This window comes from Pseudomonas sp. GZD-209 (genome assembly GCF_049310485.1).
GTDB classification, from domain to species: Bacteria; Pseudomonadota; Gammaproteobacteria; order Pseudomonadales; family Pseudomonadaceae; genus Aquipseudomonas; species Aquipseudomonas sichuanensis.
The window spans coordinates 14,513-28,194 of the sequence record NZ_JBMOWQ010000232.1; the positions used below are offsets into that span (position 1 = coordinate 14,513).

The window sequence follows — 13,682 nt, forward strand, 5'->3', positions numbered from 1 at the left end:
CGACAGTTTCCTTCCATCAGAGGGATTAGCGCAGCGCGCGGAGCTGGAGCCGCAACAACTGGATCTTGCCGAACTGGAAGCCATAGGCCGACATCTTCAGGTAGCGCAGGTAGCGGTTGACCACCTCTTCCCCCACCCGCTCCACCGCCAGCGCCCGGTTGGCGGACAGCCGCCGGTACCAGTGCTCGCAGGTGCGCGCGTAATCCAGGCGACCATTTTCGACGCGCTCGATCTCGAACACGCCCTGCGCCGCTTCGGCGATCTCGCTCAAGGTCGGCAGGTCGGCGTTGGGGAATATCTGCTCGTTGAAGAATCGGCTGGCCTGCTCCCGGGCCATGGCGCCATAGGCGATGGTCTGTAGCGAGAGCAGGCCGCCGGGCTTGAGCCAGCCACGGCAGGCGCAGAAGAACCGGCGATAGATCGCGATCTTTTCCTCGATGCTGTCGGTGGGGGCGGCAAAGTGCTCGAAGGCACCAACGGAAATGATCCCGTCGAATGGCTGCTCGGGGGCATATTCCTGCCAGTTGCTGACGTGCACCGCGACCTTGCCCCAGGGCTGGGCCTCGATATGCCGGGCCTGCTGCTCGCTCAGCGTCAGGCCCACGGCGCGGTTGATGTTGGGCATCCGTTCCAGGGCCTGCAGCACCCCGCCCCAGCCACAGCCGATGTCCAACACCGACTGCAGACGCGGCGCATCGATCGCGTCGAGGTGGTAGGCGATCTTGTTGTGCTGGGCGTTTTCGAGGGTGTCACAGCCGACCCAACGCCCGCAGGAGTAGGACAAGGTCGGGTCCAGCCACAGTTCATAGAAGTCGTTGCCCACGTCATAGTGATGACGGATGGCTTGCGACTCGGCGTGCAGGCGTTGCTCGGCAGGCGCGGTGCTCATGGTCAGGCCTTCCTGCTGCGCGCCACGATCAGGCTGGCGACCGCCGTGATCGAGGGGTTGTCGAACAGCTCCTCGGCGGAGATCTCGACGCCGTAGGCTTGCTCGATCTCGATCAGCAGCGATACGGCCAGCGACGAGTCCAGGCCCAGCTCGCTGAAATCCTTGCGTTCATCCACAGTGCTGGCGGGGGCGTTGAGCAACTGGCCGATCTGTTCCCTGCACCAGTGAACCACGGTGTCCTTGTCGGCGGTGACAACTTCGAATGAGGTCATGATCGAGCTTCCTTGTTAGCGTGGCTGTAGTTTTCTGTTTTTACGGCTGGTTCTTCGCTGCGCGCTGGGCACCCGCAGGTCCCAGGCCAGGCCGGCCAGGTTCAGGCCGCGGATCACCCAGTAGCCCGGGTCGAACACCGACCATTGCAGGCCGAACGAGGGCGATTCGGGGAAGGCGTGATGGTTGTTGTGCCAGGCCTCACCGAACGTCAGCAGGCCGAACACGCCGCCGTTGCGGCTGAAGTCGCGGGATTGGTAAGGCCGGGTGCCGAAGCGGTGCAGCAGCGAGTTGATCGACCAGATGATGTGGCCGACGACGAACATGCGCACGGCGCCACCCCACAGGAAGCCCGTCAGCGCACCCCACCAGGACTGGCTGAGCAACCCGCCAAGGATGGCCGGCAGCACCAGGCCCAGCGCGACCCAGCTGTAGTAGTGACGTGCGGTGCGCGCCACCAGCGGGTCACGCAGCAGGTCCGGGGCATAGTAGGCAACGTTGGGGTAGTCATGCTCCTTCATCCAGGTGAAGTGCGAGTGCACCAGGCCCTTGATGCCCGCCACCACGCCAGGGCCATGCAGGTTCGGCGAGTGCGGGTCGCCAGGCTGGTCGCTCAGCTCATGGTGCCGCCGGTGCATGGCGACCCAGGACAGCAGTGCGCCCTGCCCCGCCATCGAGCCGAGCACGGTCAGCGCGGCGCCGACCATCGGCTTGGCCTTGAACGAACGGTGGGTGAAATAGCGGTGGTAGCCGACGCTGATACCGATGCCCGACAAGGCCCAGAAGGCAATGAACAAGCCGATGTCCACGGCACTGACCGGGTGAATGAAGGCCAGCGCGATCGCCAGGACCACGCCGAGGATGGGCAACACGTCGAACAGCAGGAAATGCTTGCGTTGCAGCCGATGAAAGTACGGGCTGCTGATGGCTTTGCGTTTGGTGTCCTTGCGTTCGGGTCGGTCTTCGACCCCGGAAAGGTTTTCCGGCGCGCGCGCAGCACTGTCCATGTCGATCACTCCATGATTCAGGATGAATGGCACTTTTTTTGGGGGGCGGCCGACGCTCAGCCGGCAGCCGGTGGTACGGTCAGCCAGCCACCAGGAACGAGGCGCTGGCGCGGACCACGCGCTCCTCGCCGACCTTGATATAGCTGTTGGCGAAGACCAGGCGGCTGCCGGTTTTCTGGATGTCGACCGTCGCCTCCAGCCAGTCGCCGACCTTGGCGGAGCCGGCGAAATCGGCGGTCAGGCTGGTGGTCACCAGTTTCAAGGGCGGGTCCTTGGAAAATGCGGCGTTGTAACCCAGGGCAATGTCGGCCAGGGCCATGAACAGGCCGCCATGGGCCAGGCCGCGCGCATTGGCATGTTTTTCCTGCACACGAATGCCCACGGTAAAGCCTTCGTGGCTTTCGCGGTAATGGAACGGGCCCAGCAGGTCGAGGAACGGGCTGCTGCGAAACAACGGTTTGAAACCCTCGGGGATATCCATATCAACGTCCTGTTGCTTTTGTAATTGGAGTCAGGTCATCGAAGGGCGAATATGGCGTTCGCCCTAGGTCACGGCGTCGGACAGGAACCTGCGGATATCGGCGTTGACGCGCTCGGCGTGGGTCATGTTCACCGCATGTGCGGCACCGGCGACGCTGGAGAACTGGCTGTGGGCCAGCCCCGCCTTGAGTTGCAGGGCCTTGTCCTGGCTGATGGCCCGGTCCGCATCGCCCCAGATCACCAGGGCCGGTTGATGCAGGCGAGTTAATTGGGGCAGCAGGTCATCGCGTTCGGCGAGGGCCTTGAAGTTCAGGGCCAGGGTGGTGGTGTCGAGGGTTTTCCACTTGCTGATCCACGGCGCGGCCAACGCTGGGTCGTCACCGAGGATGAAGCCCGCCACGGTTTGCGCCAGGGCATCGGTCAACGCGTAGTTCATCCAGGCGTCGAGTAACTGCGCATACAGTTGCTGCTGCCCAGGCGCGTCGAGCCCGGCCTGGGTCGCGATCAACACCAGTGCCTGGACCTTTTCGGGGTAGCGCAGCGCGGCGCGCAGGCTGACATAGCCACCCTGGGACATACCGACCAGAACGGCTTGGGGGATATCGAGATGGTCCAGCAGCCCGGCCAGGTCGTCGGCACTGTCCCACAGGCTGAAGGGTTCACGGTTCGGCCCCGCCTGCCCATGCCCGCGCTGGTCCCAGGTGATGACCCGGTAGTGCTCGCGCAACGCGTCGACTTGTGCGCCGAACATGCTGCGGTCCATGAGCAGGCCGTGGGAAAAGACCAGGGCGACATCACCTTGCAGGGTATCCGTATAGTGGATCGATCGTCCGTTGATCCTGATGACGCTCATTTTTATCTTCCTTGATATTCAGGCGCTCGGCTGAAAATAGCCAAGGACGGGGCCTTGTCAAATTTTCATGTCAGATATTTTTCCGTGCGCCTGGGCGCGGATGCCCAAGGAAGCCATGGCAGATGGCCAAAACGAAAAAGGCGACCCTTGCGGATCGCCTTTTTTGATGCCCGGTAAACCGGGGCTTTGTTTGGTAGGCACAATTGGACTCGAACCAACGACCCCCACCATGTCAAGGTGGTGCTCTAACCAACTGAGCTATGTGCCTGTCGTGTGGTGCGCATATTAGTGATCGAAGACCTACCTGTAAAGCGTTTTTTTCAAAAAAATCAAAAACTTTGCGAAACAAGCCAGATCGGCCGGCAACACGCGCTGCCCACGCCAACAGGCCACGGCTGGCATAGTCACTTGCATAATGAAAGTTACAGGAGGATAGTCATTTCATCCAAGGCATGACACCCAAGGTCAAAACCATGAAGAAAGCCAGCTTCCAACCTATGCCCTGCCCGGTGGCTCGCGCCCTCGAACACATCGGCGACGGCTGGAGCCTGCTGATCCTGCGCGATGCCTTCTACGGCCTGCGCCGCTTCGATGAGTTCCAGCACAGTCTGGGCATCGCCAGCAACACCCTCACCCGCCGGCTCAATGATCTGATCGCCTCGGGCCTGCTCGTGCGTCAGCCCTACCAGCACAACCCACCGCGCTTCGAATACCTGCTCACCGAGGCCGGCCGCGACCTGCGCCCGGTGATCCTGACCCTGATGGCCTGGGGGGCGAAGCACGCCGAAGGCTCGAAGAAGGTCTACCTCGCCGACGAGCACACCGGCGAGCCGGTTGCCCTGGCGCTGGTGGATACCAACACCGGCCGGCCCATAACCGTGGACGACCATCGGCTGCGCATTTCGCCCGATGCCGACCCGCTGACCCATTGGCGCGCCGAAACCGGGCGGGCCTACCGCCAGGGCGATGCCCTGGCCAGCGCCCTCCCCAGCCAAGCCTCTGCAGAGGATTGAACGCCATGAACGCTCACGTTGCCCCCGCCCCCGAGCAGTCCGCCCCGCCCACGATACACAAGCCGGGCCGGAAAAAAGCGGCCTTGCGCCTGGCCGCGCTGGCGCTCGCGGTGGTCGGCGCCGTGGGCTATGCCAGCCACTGGTGGTCGAGCGCGCGCTTCATCGAAGACACCGACGATGCCTACGTGGGCGCAGACGTTACCGTGATCAGCGCCAAGGTGCCGGGGTATATCAGTGAAGTCGCAGTGCAGGACAACCAGTTCGTCAAAGCCGGTGACCTGCTGGCGAGCATCGATGTGCGCGACTACCAGGCGGCACTGGCCAAAGCCGATGGCGCCGTGGCCGCGCAACGGGCACGCCTGGCCAACCTGGATGCAGTCGAGCTGCTGCAGCAGGCCATCATCAGCCAGGCAAAGGCCCAGATCGACGCGCGCAGCGCCGAGGCGCAACGGGCCCAGCACGACCGCGCCCGTTACCAGACCCTGGTGAACAGCCAGGCGGTGTCGGTGCAAAGCGCCCAGCAGGTCGAGGCTACCTGGAAAACCGCGCTGGCCGACCGCGCCCACGCCGATGCCGGCCTGCTGGCGGCGCGCCAACAACTGGCGGTGATCGGCACCCAACGTGAGCAGGCCCTGGCGGCCCTGGCCCAGACCGAAGCGGACCGGCAGCAGGCGCAACTGAACATCGGCTACACCGAACTGCGCGCGCCGGTGGACGGTTATGTGGGGAACCGCCGGGCCAAGGTGGGGGCTTATGCCGCCGCCGGTAGCCAGTTGATTTCGGTGGTACCCGCCCACGGCCTGTGGGTGGACGCCAATTTCAAGGAGGATCAGCTCGCCCGCATGCAGGTAGGCCAGGCGGTCAGGGTGACCGCTGACATCCTGCCGGGCCGCACCTTCCAAGGCCACGTCGAGAGTATTGCGCCGGCCACGGGCGCACAGTTCAGCGTGCTGCCCGCCGAGAACGCAACAGGCAACTTCACCAAGATCGTGCAACGGGTGCCGGTACGTGTTCGCCTGTCAGGCAGCGATGCCGAATTCGGCGCGCTGCGCCCAGGCCTGTCGGTGCTCGCCGAAGTCGATACCAGGCCCCAGCCCCTGCCTGGGGTTGCGTCGGCAGGCCGGCCGTGACCAGCGAACTGCCCGCCCTCAGCCCCGCGCAAAAGGTCACGGCCTTTGCCTGTATGTGCGTCGGGATGTTCATTGCCCTGATCGATATCCAGATTGTCTCGGCGTCACTGAAGGACATCGGTGGCGGGCTCTCGGCCGGCGCCGACGACACCGCCTGGGTGCAGACGGCCTACCTGATCGCGGAAATCATCGTCATCCCCTTGTCGGGCTGGCTGTCACGGGTGATGAGCACGCGCTGGCTGTTCGCCGCCTCGGCCGCCGGCTTCACCCTGACCAGCCTGCTGTGCGCATTGGCCTGGAACATCCAGAGCATGATCGCCTTTCGCGCACTGCAAGGGTTGCTCGGCGGGTCGATGATCCCGCTGGTGTTCACCACAGCGTTCATCTACTTCAGCGGCAAGCAACGGGTGATCGCCGCCTCGGTGATCGGCGCCATCGCGTCGCTTGCACCCACCCTGGGCCCGGCGGTGGGTGGCTTGATCACCGATGTCTCGTCCTGGCACTGGTTGTTCTACATCAACCTGGTGCCCGGCCTGTTCGTCACCATCGCCGTGCCGCTTCTGGTCAAGGTCGACCGCCCCAACCTGGCCTTGCTCAAGGGCGCCGACTACCTGGGCATGTGCTTGATGGCGCTGTTTTTGGGTTGCCTGGAATACACCCTGGAAGAAGGCCCGCGCTGGAACTGGTTCAGCGACAGCACCATCGCCAGCACGGCCTGGGTGGCCGCTATTTGCGGTGTGTTGTTCGTCTGGCGCAGCCTGAACATCGACGACCCCATTGTTGACCTGCGCGCCCTGCGCGAGCGCAACTTTGCCTTGGGCTGCCTGTTTTCCTTCATTACCGGGATCGGGATTTTCGCCACGATCTACCTCACGCCGCTGTTCCTCGGCCGGGTTCGCGGCTACGGCGCGCTGGACATTGGCCTGGCGGTGTTCTCCACCGGGGTGTTCCAGTTGCTGGCCATCCCGGTTTACGCCTTTCTGGCCAACCGCGTGGACCTGCGCTGGATCCTGATGCTGGGGCTGGCGCTGTTCGGCATTTCGATGTGGGACTTCTCATCGATCACCCATGACTGGGGCGCCAAGGAACTGCTGCTGCCCCAGGCCATACGCGGGTTCGCCCAGCAGATGGCGGTGCCGCCGACCGTGACCCTGACCCTGGGCGCACTGTCGCCGGCGCGCCTGAAACTGGCCTCGGGCCTGTTCAACCTGATGCGAAACCTCGGTGGCGCAATCGGCATCGCGGCCTGTGCGACCGTGCTCAACGATCGCACCAACCTGCACTTCCTGCGCCTGGCCGAACACCTGAACGCCAGTAACGAGGGCATGAACCGCTGGCTCGAGCAATGGCGCGACAACGCCCAGGCACTGGGCCAGAACAGCCTCGACGCCGGCCAGGCGGCGCTGCACCAGCTGTGGGGCCTGACCTGGCGCGAAGCACAGACGCTGACCTTTGCCGATGCGTTTCTGGTGATCATGCTGTGCTTTGCCATCGCCACCCTGCTGGTGCCCCTGATGCGCAAGGTCCAGCCGCCGCCGCAGCCATCGGCCGACGCGCATTGATACCTCGCGCCCTGGGCAGGGTGCGCGGGGCATGCCATTCAAGGAATGACGAAGCTCACCTCGATGTTCCCACGCGTCGCCTTGGAGTACGGGCAGATCTGGTGGGCCATCGCCACCAGGGCGCTCTTCTGCGCGTCCGCAAGGCCTGGCAAGTGCACGGTCAGCTGGGCGGCCAGGATGAAACCGCCGTCGGCGCTTTGGCCCAGGGAGACTTCGGCATCCACCGCCACCCCCTCTGGTATGCGTGCTTCGAGCTTCTGCCCCGCCCGGCGCAGGGCGCCGATGAAGCAGGCCGACCAGCCAATGGCCAACAGCTGTTCGGGGTTGCTGCCAGGGCGGCCGGAGCCGGGCGGGCTCAAGGCCAGGTCAAGCTCGCCGTCGATGGCCTGGCCGCGCCCGTCGCGGCCACCGCTGGTGTGGGTGCGGGCGGTGTAAAGGATGGTGGTCTGCTGGGTCATGCTGCTGCTCCTTCACGAAGGTAGGGGAAGGCTTGGCCGGGCCAGGTGCCCGGCGCCGTGCCTTGGCCAGTGCCGAGGTTCAGTTCTTGGCCTGGCTCAGCTTGCTGTACAGGTCGGCCGGGAATGGCTTGCCATTGGCGTCGAACTGGCCCTTGCGGAACTGGTACACCTCGCCTTCCGACAGGTAGCCGTCGTGGTTGGCGTCGATGGCGTCGAACTCGGCATTGGCCTTGGGCGCCACCGCCAGCAGCTCAGCGCGCGAGACACGGCCATCGTGGTCGGTGTCGGTACGGGCGAAGGAGGCATCGCCGCACTTGCCTTCACCGCACTTGCCTTCCGCCTGGGCGCCCTTGGCCTGGGCTGCGCCGGCGCCACATTTACCCTCGCCACACTTGCCTTCCGCGGCCTTGCCGGCGGCCGCGACCTGGTAGCCCTGGGGCAGCGCCTCCACGGCGAAGGCCGAGGCAGTGAGATTGATACCGCCCACCAGGGCGATGGTGAGCAGGCCGATACGAGTCTTGGTGTTGTGCATGTGTTGCTCCGATAGCGGTTGGGTTGTGCCAGAAGGGCCCGGACATCGCCGGCAGGCTTTTCGTTCGGGCTGACGCATTTGGCCCCAGGCATGTATCCGAGGCGTATCCATCGGTAGCGGTATTTGTAAGCGAGGTTGCAAAGGCCGGGGGTGGATACAAAGAGATACAGCCTCGGGTCGGGGTGGGCGCCGGTGCCCGCTCGGCCGCCAGGGTGAACCGGGCATCGCCTTTTTGACATGTTTATTTTCACTGTATTGATTTGTGAAATTAATTGTGTCAATTTCAATTCCGCCGACCCCTCGCCCATGCAGCGCCGGGCGGCATTGCCCACCCACCGGAGTCGATAAAATGAACAAGACCGGACTTCTCGGCGCACTGGCCTTCTGTGCCTGCAGCGCCCTCGCCCACGCCGAAGAAGCAAGCCTGCGGATCGGCATCGAGGCGGCCTACCCGCCCTTCTCCTACCGCACGCCCGAAGGCGAGCTTGCCGGCTTCGACTACGACATCGGCAATGCCCTGTGCGCGCAGATGCAGGTCAAGTGCCAGTGGGTGATCCAGGAGTTCGACGGGATGATTCCGTCGCTGAAGGTGCGCAAGATCGACGCCGTGCTGTCGTCCATGTCGATCACCGAAGACCGCCTCAAGTCGGTCGATTTCACCGACCGCTACTACCACACGCCGGGCAAGTTCGCGATGAAGGCCGGCAGCCAGCTCGCCGTACCTGCCGTGGACCTCAAGGGCCGCAAGGTGGGTGTGCAGCGCGCCTCCACCTATGACCGTTTCGCCACCGAGCAACTGGAGCCTGCGGGCGTCGAAGTGGTGCGCTATGCCTCGCAGAACGAAGCCTTCCTCGACCTGGTGTCCGGGCGCCTGGATGCCACCCTCGCCGACATCGTCAACACCGAGGAGAGCTTCATCAAGACCCCCGCCGGCCAAGGCTTTGCCCTGGTCGGGCCGGACATCAGCGACCCCCAGTACTTCGGCCGTGGCGCCGGTATCGCCGTGCGCAAAGGCGACACCGCCAACCTGGCGCGCCTCAACGCCGCCATCGCCGCGATCCGCGCCAACGGCACCTACCAGCAGGTGCAGAGCAAGTACTTCCCGTTCGATATCTACGGCCAGTAACGCTGGCTTGCGAGGGTTTTCATCATGCTTCACGGCTATGGATCGAGCATTCTCGAGGGTGCCTGGCTGAGCATCGAACTGGCCCTGCTGGCCATGGCAGTGGCCATCGGCCTGGGCCTGTTCGGCGCCGCTTGCCGGCTGTCCCCCCTCAAGTGGCTGGCGGCGCTGGGCGAGGTCTACACCACGGTGGTGCGCGGCATCCCTGACCTGGTGCTGATCCTGCTGGTGTTCTACGGCGGCCAGGACCTGGTCAACCGCCTGGCGCTGGCCCTGGGTTACTCGCAGTACATCGACATCAACCCCTTCATCGCCGGGGTCTGCACCATGGGCTTCATTTTCGGCGCGTACCTGTCGGAAACCTTCCGCGGTGCCTTCCTGGGCATCCCCAAGGGCCAGGCCGAGGCTGGCGCTGCCTATGGCATGAGCGGCCTGCAGGTGTTCTGGCGGATCAGCCTGCCGCAGATGGTGCGCCTGGCGCTGCCGGGGTTCACCAACAACTGGCTGGTGCTGACCAAGTCCACCGCGCTGATCTCGGTGATCGGCCTGCAGGACATGATGTTCAAGGCCAAGAACGCGGCCGATGCCACCCACCAGCCATTCACCTTTTTCCTCGCCGTGGCGGCGCTGTACCTGCTGCTGACCAGTGTGTCGCTGGTGCTGCTGCGCGGTGTGGGACAACGTTACTCGGTCGGCTACAACGCCGCCGAGCTGTAAGGGAGCCGCTGCGATGATGCTCGACTACCAGCTGATCTGGCAGAACCTGCCGCTGTACCTGAACGGCATTGCCCTGACCCTCAAGGTGCTGCTGATCTCATTGGCCTGCGGCCTGGCGCTGGCAATCCCCCTGGGGCTGATGCGGGTTTCGCGCAGGTGCCTGCTGCGCTACCCCGCCTGGCTTTACACCTACGTGATCCGCGGTACGCCGATGCTGGTGCAGCTGTTCCTCATCTACTACGGCCTGGCCCAGTTCGAAGCCGTGCGCCAGAGCCCGCTGTGGCCGTACCTGTCCAGCGCAACCTTCTGCACCTGCCTGGCCTTCGCCCTCAACACCAGTGCCTACAGCGCCGAACTGCTGGCCGGCAGCCTGCGGGCAACCCCGCGCGGCGAGCTGGAAGCGGCCCGAGCCATGGGCATGTCACCCCTGACCCTGTACCGGCGCATCCTGCTGCCCTCGGCCTTGCGCCGGGCCCTGCCGCAGTACAGCAACGAGGTGCTGATGATGCTGCAGACCACCAGCCTGGCCTCGATCGTCACCCTGGTGGACATCACCGGCGCTGCAAAAACCTTCAACGCGCGCTACTACCTGCCCTTCGAGGCGTTCATCACCGCCGGGCTGATCTACCTGGCCCTGACCTTCCTGCTGGTGCGCCTGTTCAAACTGGCCGAGCGCCACTGGCTGGCCTACCTGGCCCCACGCAAGCACTAAGGAGCCTGCATGCAGCACATTGACCATACCTTGCCCTGGAGCGCCTGCGGCACCCAGCGGAGCCTGCGCGTGTTGCGTTTTGGCAGCGGGCCGCGCAAGGCCTACATCCAGGCTGCGCTGCACGCCGACGAACTGCCGGGCATGCGCGTTGCCGTCGAGCTCAAGCGGCGCCTGCTCGAGCTCGAGGCCCAAGGCCGGCTCAACGGCACCATCGAACTGGTGCCCCTGGCCAATCCGATCGGCATCGGCCAGATGTTCCAGGCCACCCATCAGGGCCGCTTCGAATTCAACAGCGGCAAGAATTTCAACCGCGACTTCCCGGCACTGACCCAGGCGCTGGCCACGCGCCTGGAGGGGCGCCTGAGCGACGATGAGGCCAGCAACGTGGCAACGATTCGCCAGGCCATGGTCGAGCTCATCGACGCCCTGCCGCCGGCGCAGTCGGAGCTGGACGGCCTGCGCCGCCTGCTCTTGCGCCACGCCTGCGACGCCGACCTGGTGCTGGACCTGCACTGTGATTTCGAATCGGTGATGCTGCTCTACGCCATGCCACAGCACTGGCCGCAGCTGCGCTCGCTGGCCGCGCGCCTGGGCGCCGAAGCGGTGCTGCTGGCCGAGGGTGCCGGCGGCGACGCGTTCGATGAAGCCTGTGCAGCGCCGTGGTTGCAGCTGCGCGCGCACTTCCCCCAGGCCGAGATCCCCCTGGCCTGCGTGGCCACCACCATCGAGCTGCGCGGCATGGCAGACACCGGCCGCGAGCAGTGCCAGGCCAGCGCCGAGCAGATCCTCGGCTACCTGGCCGAGCAAGGCCTGATCAGCGGCCACTGGCCGAGCGCACCGGCGCTGGGCTGCCAGGCCACGCCATTCGCCGGCGCCCAGTACGCCTACGCCGAGCACCCCGGTGTGGTCAGCTACCTGCAACCCTTGGGGGCACAGGTGCGGGTCGGCGACCCGCTGTTCGAAGTCATCGACCCGCTCAGTGATCGCCACAGCGTGGTCCGGGCCACCACCGACGGCATTCTCTACGCCCGCGAACGCCTGCGCTTTGCCCAACCGGGCCTGTGGCTGGCCAAGGTCGCCGGCAGTACCCCCATCCGCCAGGGTCGCTTGCTCAGCGACTGATACCTACGAGTACCGACCGATGAACAAACTGCACATCCAGGACCTGCATAAAAGCTACGGCAGCCATCAGGTGCTCAAGGGCGTCTCGCTGGCGGCCAACGCCGGCGACGTGATCAGCATCATTGGCTCCAGCGGCTCGGGCAAGAGTACCTTCCTGCGCTGCATCAACCTGCTCGAACAACCCAATGCCGGGCAGATCGTGGTCAACGGCGAGCAACTCAAGTTGCGCGAATGCCCGCGTGGCGGTTTGCGGGCGGCCGATCCGCGGCAATTGCAGCGCCTGCGTTCGCGGCTGTGCATGGTCTTCCAGCATTTCAACCTGTGGTCGCACATGAGCGCACTGGACAACGTGATGGAGGCGCCGGTGCAGGTGCTGGGCATCAACCGCAAGGAGGCACGCGAAAAGGCCGAGCATTACCTGAACAAGGTGGGCGTCAGCCACCGGCGCGACGCTTACCCGGCGCACATGTCCGGTGGCGAACAACAACGGGTGGCGATCGCCCGGGCACTGGCCATGGAGCCCGAGGTGATGCTGTTCGACGAGCCCACGTCGGCGCTCGACCCGGAGCTGGTCGGCGAAGTACTCAAGGTGATGCAGGACCTGGCCCAGGAGGGCCGCACCATGGTCGTGGTCACCCACGAGATGGGCTTTGCCCGCGAGGTGTCGAACCAGTTGCTGTTCCTCCACCAGGGCGTTGCCGAGGAGCGCGGCGCCCCGCGCGAAGTGCTGGCACGGCCGCAGTCCGAGCGGCTGCGGCAGTTCCTTGCCGGCAGCCTCAAGTAAGCCCCCGGCGCTCTGCGGCCGTCCGCCGCGGGGCGCCTTGGGATACACTACGGCCCAACTTTTCAGGGAGCTTCGCGCCGGATGCCGAGCCATTCGAAGAACACCACCGTGTATGCCTCGCCGGTCATGCGCAAACTGTCGGAAAGCCTGGCCGAGCTGCCGCCTTCGCTGCGCAAGGTCGCCGACTATATCCTGCGTCACCCCTTGAAGGCCGCGACCCTGACCATCGAAGAGATGGCCCAGGCTACCGCGACCTCGCCGGCGGCGGTCAATCGTTTGGCCAAGGCCCTGGACCTGGGCGGCTACAGCGGCATGAAAGCAGAGCTGGTGACGACCCTGCAGCAGATGGTCTCGCCGGTGGACAAGCTGCGCAACGAGTTGGCCCAACGCCCCGATGGCGACTTTGGCCTGCACGAGCAGATCCAGAGCGCCAGCAGCAACCTGGCGACCACCGCCAGCAACAACCAGGCCGACACCTTCGAAACCTTCGTCAAGCGCCTGCTCGCGGCACGCAAGGTCTATGTGCTGGGGTTTGGCAACAGCGCCTACCTGGCCAGCCTGGCAGCCTCGACGCTGGTGCCGTTCTGCAACGACGCCCTGGCCATCAGCATGGAAGGTGGCAACGAGAACGCCGCTTATAGACTGGCGGTGATCGACGAGCAGGACGTGCTGCTGGCGATCGCCCTGCCGCGCTACTCCCAGGACACGCTGCAACTGTCGCGCTATGCCCGCGAGCGCAACGCCACGGTGCTGGCGATCACCGACTCGCCGGCCTCGCCGCTGACCGCCATTGCCCACCATGTGCTGTTCGCGCCCGCCGACCATCCGGTGCTGACCAGCTCCAACATCGCCGTGCTGGCGTTGATCGAAGGGTTGGTGGCCGGCGTCATGGCACGCAACAAGGAGGCGGTGAAGCTGGCGACCGAACTGACCGAGAGCGTGATGGCCTATCTGCATGTGCCTGGCGGTAAAGGCAGCAGGGGTTAGCGGCGGGGCTGGCGCCCCGTACTGAAGTGACCAGCCAAGGATC

At 65.1% G+C, this 13,682-nt stretch carries 16 protein-coding genes and 1 tRNA gene; 9 read left to right on the forward strand and 8 right to left on the reverse strand.

Annotated features, from left to right (window positions below; genetic code table 11):
• Positions 1 to 25: 25 nt before the first annotated feature.
• The 6 genes from ACO6VM_RS23395 to ACO6VM_RS23420 all read right to left on the reverse strand — a co-directional run bounded on the left by ACO6VM_RS23395 (position 26) and on the right by ACO6VM_RS23420 (position 3,767).
• Positions 26 to 889, reverse strand: coding sequence for a class I SAM-dependent methyltransferase (locus tag ACO6VM_RS23395; protein WP_401060116.1), 864 nt, complete (start codon positions 887 to 889; stop codon positions 26 to 28).
• Between the two features lie 2 nt (positions 890 to 891).
• On the reverse strand, positions 892 to 1,161 hold the full coding sequence (locus ACO6VM_RS23400; protein ID WP_110994749.1) for an acyl carrier protein: 270 nt from the start codon (positions 1,159 to 1,161) through the stop codon (positions 892 to 894).
• Between the two features lie 15 nt (positions 1,162 to 1,176).
• Entirely contained in the window at positions 1,177 to 2,166 is a 990-nt protein-coding gene (locus ACO6VM_RS23405; protein ID WP_401060114.1) for an acyl-CoA desaturase, read from the reverse strand.
• A gap of 79 nt (positions 2,167 to 2,245) precedes the next feature.
• Positions 2,246 to 2,647 carry a PaaI family thioesterase gene (locus ACO6VM_RS23410; protein WP_401060113.1) on the reverse strand — a complete coding sequence of 134 codons (402 nt, stop codon included), beginning with the start codon at positions 2,645 to 2,647 and terminating at the stop codon, positions 2,246 to 2,248.
• Positions 2,648 to 2,710: 63 nt separating this feature from the next.
• Complete coding sequence (locus tag ACO6VM_RS23415; RefSeq protein WP_422403868.1) at positions 2,711 to 3,499, reverse strand: alpha/beta fold hydrolase; 789 nt, start codon at positions 3,497 to 3,499, stop codon at positions 2,711 to 2,713.
• Positions 3,500 to 3,690: 191 nt separating this feature from the next.
• Positions 3,691 to 3,767, reverse strand: a tRNA-Val gene (locus ACO6VM_RS23420).
• Between the two features lie 205 nt (positions 3,768 to 3,972).
• Between ACO6VM_RS23420 and ACO6VM_RS23425 the strand changes: the two genes are divergently transcribed.
• Genes ACO6VM_RS23425 through ACO6VM_RS23435 form a run of 3 tightly spaced genes read left to right on the forward strand, consistent with a single transcriptional unit; the run spans position 3,973 to position 7,204 of the window.
• A complete protein-coding gene (locus tag ACO6VM_RS23425) occupies positions 3,973 to 4,512 on the forward strand; it encodes a winged helix-turn-helix transcriptional regulator (protein ID WP_401060110.1) in 540 nt (179 codons plus the stop codon).
• A 5-nt stretch (positions 4,513 to 4,517) separates the two neighbouring features.
• The gene (locus ACO6VM_RS23430) at positions 4,518 to 5,642 is read left to right on the forward strand and encodes an HlyD family secretion protein (RefSeq protein ID WP_401060108.1); all 1,125 of its coding nucleotides are present in this window, start codon (positions 4,518 to 4,520) and stop codon (positions 5,640 to 5,642) included.
• A 53-nt stretch (positions 5,643 to 5,695) separates the two neighbouring features.
• On the forward strand, positions 5,696 to 7,204 hold the full coding sequence (locus ACO6VM_RS23435; RefSeq protein WP_401060153.1) for a DHA2 family efflux MFS transporter permease subunit: 1,509 nt from the start codon (positions 5,696 to 5,698) through the stop codon (positions 7,202 to 7,204).
• Positions 7,205 to 7,242: 38 nt separating this feature from the next.
• Here the strand turns inward: ACO6VM_RS23435 and ACO6VM_RS23440 are convergent, their stop codons facing one another.
• A complete protein-coding gene (locus tag ACO6VM_RS23440) occupies positions 7,243 to 7,662 on the reverse strand; it encodes an organic hydroperoxide resistance protein (protein WP_401060106.1) in 420 nt (139 codons plus the stop codon).
• A 79-nt stretch (positions 7,663 to 7,741) separates the two neighbouring features.
• Positions 7,742 to 8,194 carry a hypothetical protein gene (locus tag ACO6VM_RS23445; RefSeq protein ID WP_422403869.1) on the reverse strand — a complete coding sequence of 151 codons (453 nt, stop codon included), beginning with the start codon at positions 8,192 to 8,194 and terminating at the stop codon, positions 7,742 to 7,744.
• A 349-nt stretch (positions 8,195 to 8,543) separates the two neighbouring features.
• Here ACO6VM_RS23445 and ACO6VM_RS23450 point away from each other — a divergent pair, with 349 nt between their 5' ends.
• The 6 genes from ACO6VM_RS23450 to ACO6VM_RS23475 all read left to right on the forward strand — a co-directional run bounded on the left by ACO6VM_RS23450 (position 8,544) and on the right by ACO6VM_RS23475 (position 13,639).
• Entirely contained in the window at positions 8,544 to 9,320 is a 777-nt protein-coding gene (locus ACO6VM_RS23450; protein ID WP_401060102.1) for an ABC transporter substrate-binding protein, read from the forward strand.
• Between the two features lie 24 nt (positions 9,321 to 9,344).
• Positions 9,345 to 10,034 carry an ABC transporter permease gene (locus tag ACO6VM_RS23455; protein WP_401060100.1) on the forward strand — a complete coding sequence of 230 codons (690 nt, stop codon included), beginning with the start codon at positions 9,345 to 9,347 and terminating at the stop codon, positions 10,032 to 10,034.
• Between the two features lie 13 nt (positions 10,035 to 10,047).
• The gene (locus tag ACO6VM_RS23460; protein ID WP_110994742.1) at positions 10,048 to 10,746 is read left to right on the forward strand and encodes an ABC transporter permease; all 699 of its coding nucleotides are present in this window, start codon (positions 10,048 to 10,050) and stop codon (positions 10,744 to 10,746) included.
• Positions 10,747 to 10,755: 9 nt separating this feature from the next.
• Positions 10,756 to 11,868 (forward strand): succinylglutamate desuccinylase/aspartoacylase family protein, encoded by a 1,113-nt coding sequence (locus ACO6VM_RS23465; protein ID WP_401060098.1) that lies wholly within the window; start codon positions 10,756 to 10,758, stop codon positions 11,866 to 11,868.
• 19 nt (positions 11,869 to 11,887) lie between these two features.
• Positions 11,888 to 12,652: an ABC transporter ATP-binding protein gene (locus tag ACO6VM_RS23470; RefSeq protein ID WP_153789088.1), complete on the forward strand. Its 765-nt coding sequence runs from the start codon at positions 11,888 to 11,890 to the stop codon at positions 12,650 to 12,652.
• Between the two features lie 81 nt (positions 12,653 to 12,733).
• Positions 12,734 to 13,639 (forward strand): MurR/RpiR family transcriptional regulator, encoded by a 906-nt coding sequence (locus ACO6VM_RS23475; RefSeq protein ID WP_322360549.1) that lies wholly within the window; start codon positions 12,734 to 12,736, stop codon positions 13,637 to 13,639.
• Positions 13,640 to 13,682 lie beyond the last annotated feature (43 nt).

Excerpts from the sequence above, each read along its gene's own strand:
- ACO6VM_RS23430 (WP_401060108.1), top strand. The coding sequence starts at position 4,518 with ATGAACGCTCACGTTGCCCCCGCCCCCGAGCAGTCCGCCCCGCCCACG.
- ACO6VM_RS23470 (WP_153789088.1), top strand. The coding sequence starts at position 11,888 with ATGAACAAACTGCACATCCAGGACCTGCATAAAAGCTACGGCAGCCAT.
- ACO6VM_RS23455 (WP_401060100.1), top strand. The coding sequence starts at position 9,345 with ATGCTTCACGGCTATGGATCGAGCATTCTCGAGGGTGCCTGGCTGAGC.
- ACO6VM_RS23460 (WP_110994742.1), top strand. The coding sequence starts at position 10,048 with ATGATGCTCGACTACCAGCTGATCTGGCAGAACCTGCCGCTGTACCTG.
- ACO6VM_RS23395 (WP_401060116.1), bottom strand. The coding sequence starts at position 889 with ATGAGCACCGCGCCTGCCGAGCAACGCCTGCACGCCGAGTCGCAAGCC.
- ACO6VM_RS23410 (WP_401060113.1), bottom strand. The coding sequence starts at position 2,647 with ATGGATATCCCCGAGGGTTTCAAACCGTTGTTTCGCAGCAGCCCGTTC.
- ACO6VM_RS23400 (WP_110994749.1), bottom strand. The coding sequence starts at position 1,161 with ATGACCTCATTCGAAGTTGTCACCGCCGACAAGGACACCGTGGTTCAC.
- ACO6VM_RS23425 (WP_401060110.1), top strand. The coding sequence starts at position 3,973 with ATGAAGAAAGCCAGCTTCCAACCTATGCCCTGCCCGGTGGCTCGCGCC.
- ACO6VM_RS23405 (WP_401060114.1), bottom strand. The coding sequence starts at position 2,166 with ATGGACAGTGCTGCGCGCGCGCCGGAAAACCTTTCCGGGGTCGAAGAC.
- ACO6VM_RS23445 (WP_422403869.1), bottom strand. The coding sequence starts at position 8,194 with ATGCACAACACCAAGACTCGTATCGGCCTGCTCACCATCGCCCTGGTG.
- ACO6VM_RS23475 (WP_322360549.1), top strand. The coding sequence starts at position 12,734 with ATGCCGAGCCATTCGAAGAACACCACCGTGTATGCCTCGCCGGTCATG.
- ACO6VM_RS23440 (WP_401060106.1), bottom strand. The coding sequence starts at position 7,662 with ATGACCCAGCAGACCACCATCCTTTACACCGCCCGCACCCACACCAGC.
- ACO6VM_RS23415 (WP_422403868.1), bottom strand. The coding sequence starts at position 3,499 with ATGAGCGTCATCAGGATCAACGGACGATCGATCCACTATACGGATACC.
- ACO6VM_RS23435 (WP_401060153.1), top strand. The coding sequence starts at position 5,696 with ATGTGCGTCGGGATGTTCATTGCCCTGATCGATATCCAGATTGTCTCG.
- ACO6VM_RS23450 (WP_401060102.1), top strand. The coding sequence starts at position 8,544 with ATGAACAAGACCGGACTTCTCGGCGCACTGGCCTTCTGTGCCTGCAGC.
- ACO6VM_RS23465 (WP_401060098.1), top strand. The coding sequence starts at position 10,756 with ATGCAGCACATTGACCATACCTTGCCCTGGAGCGCCTGCGGCACCCAG.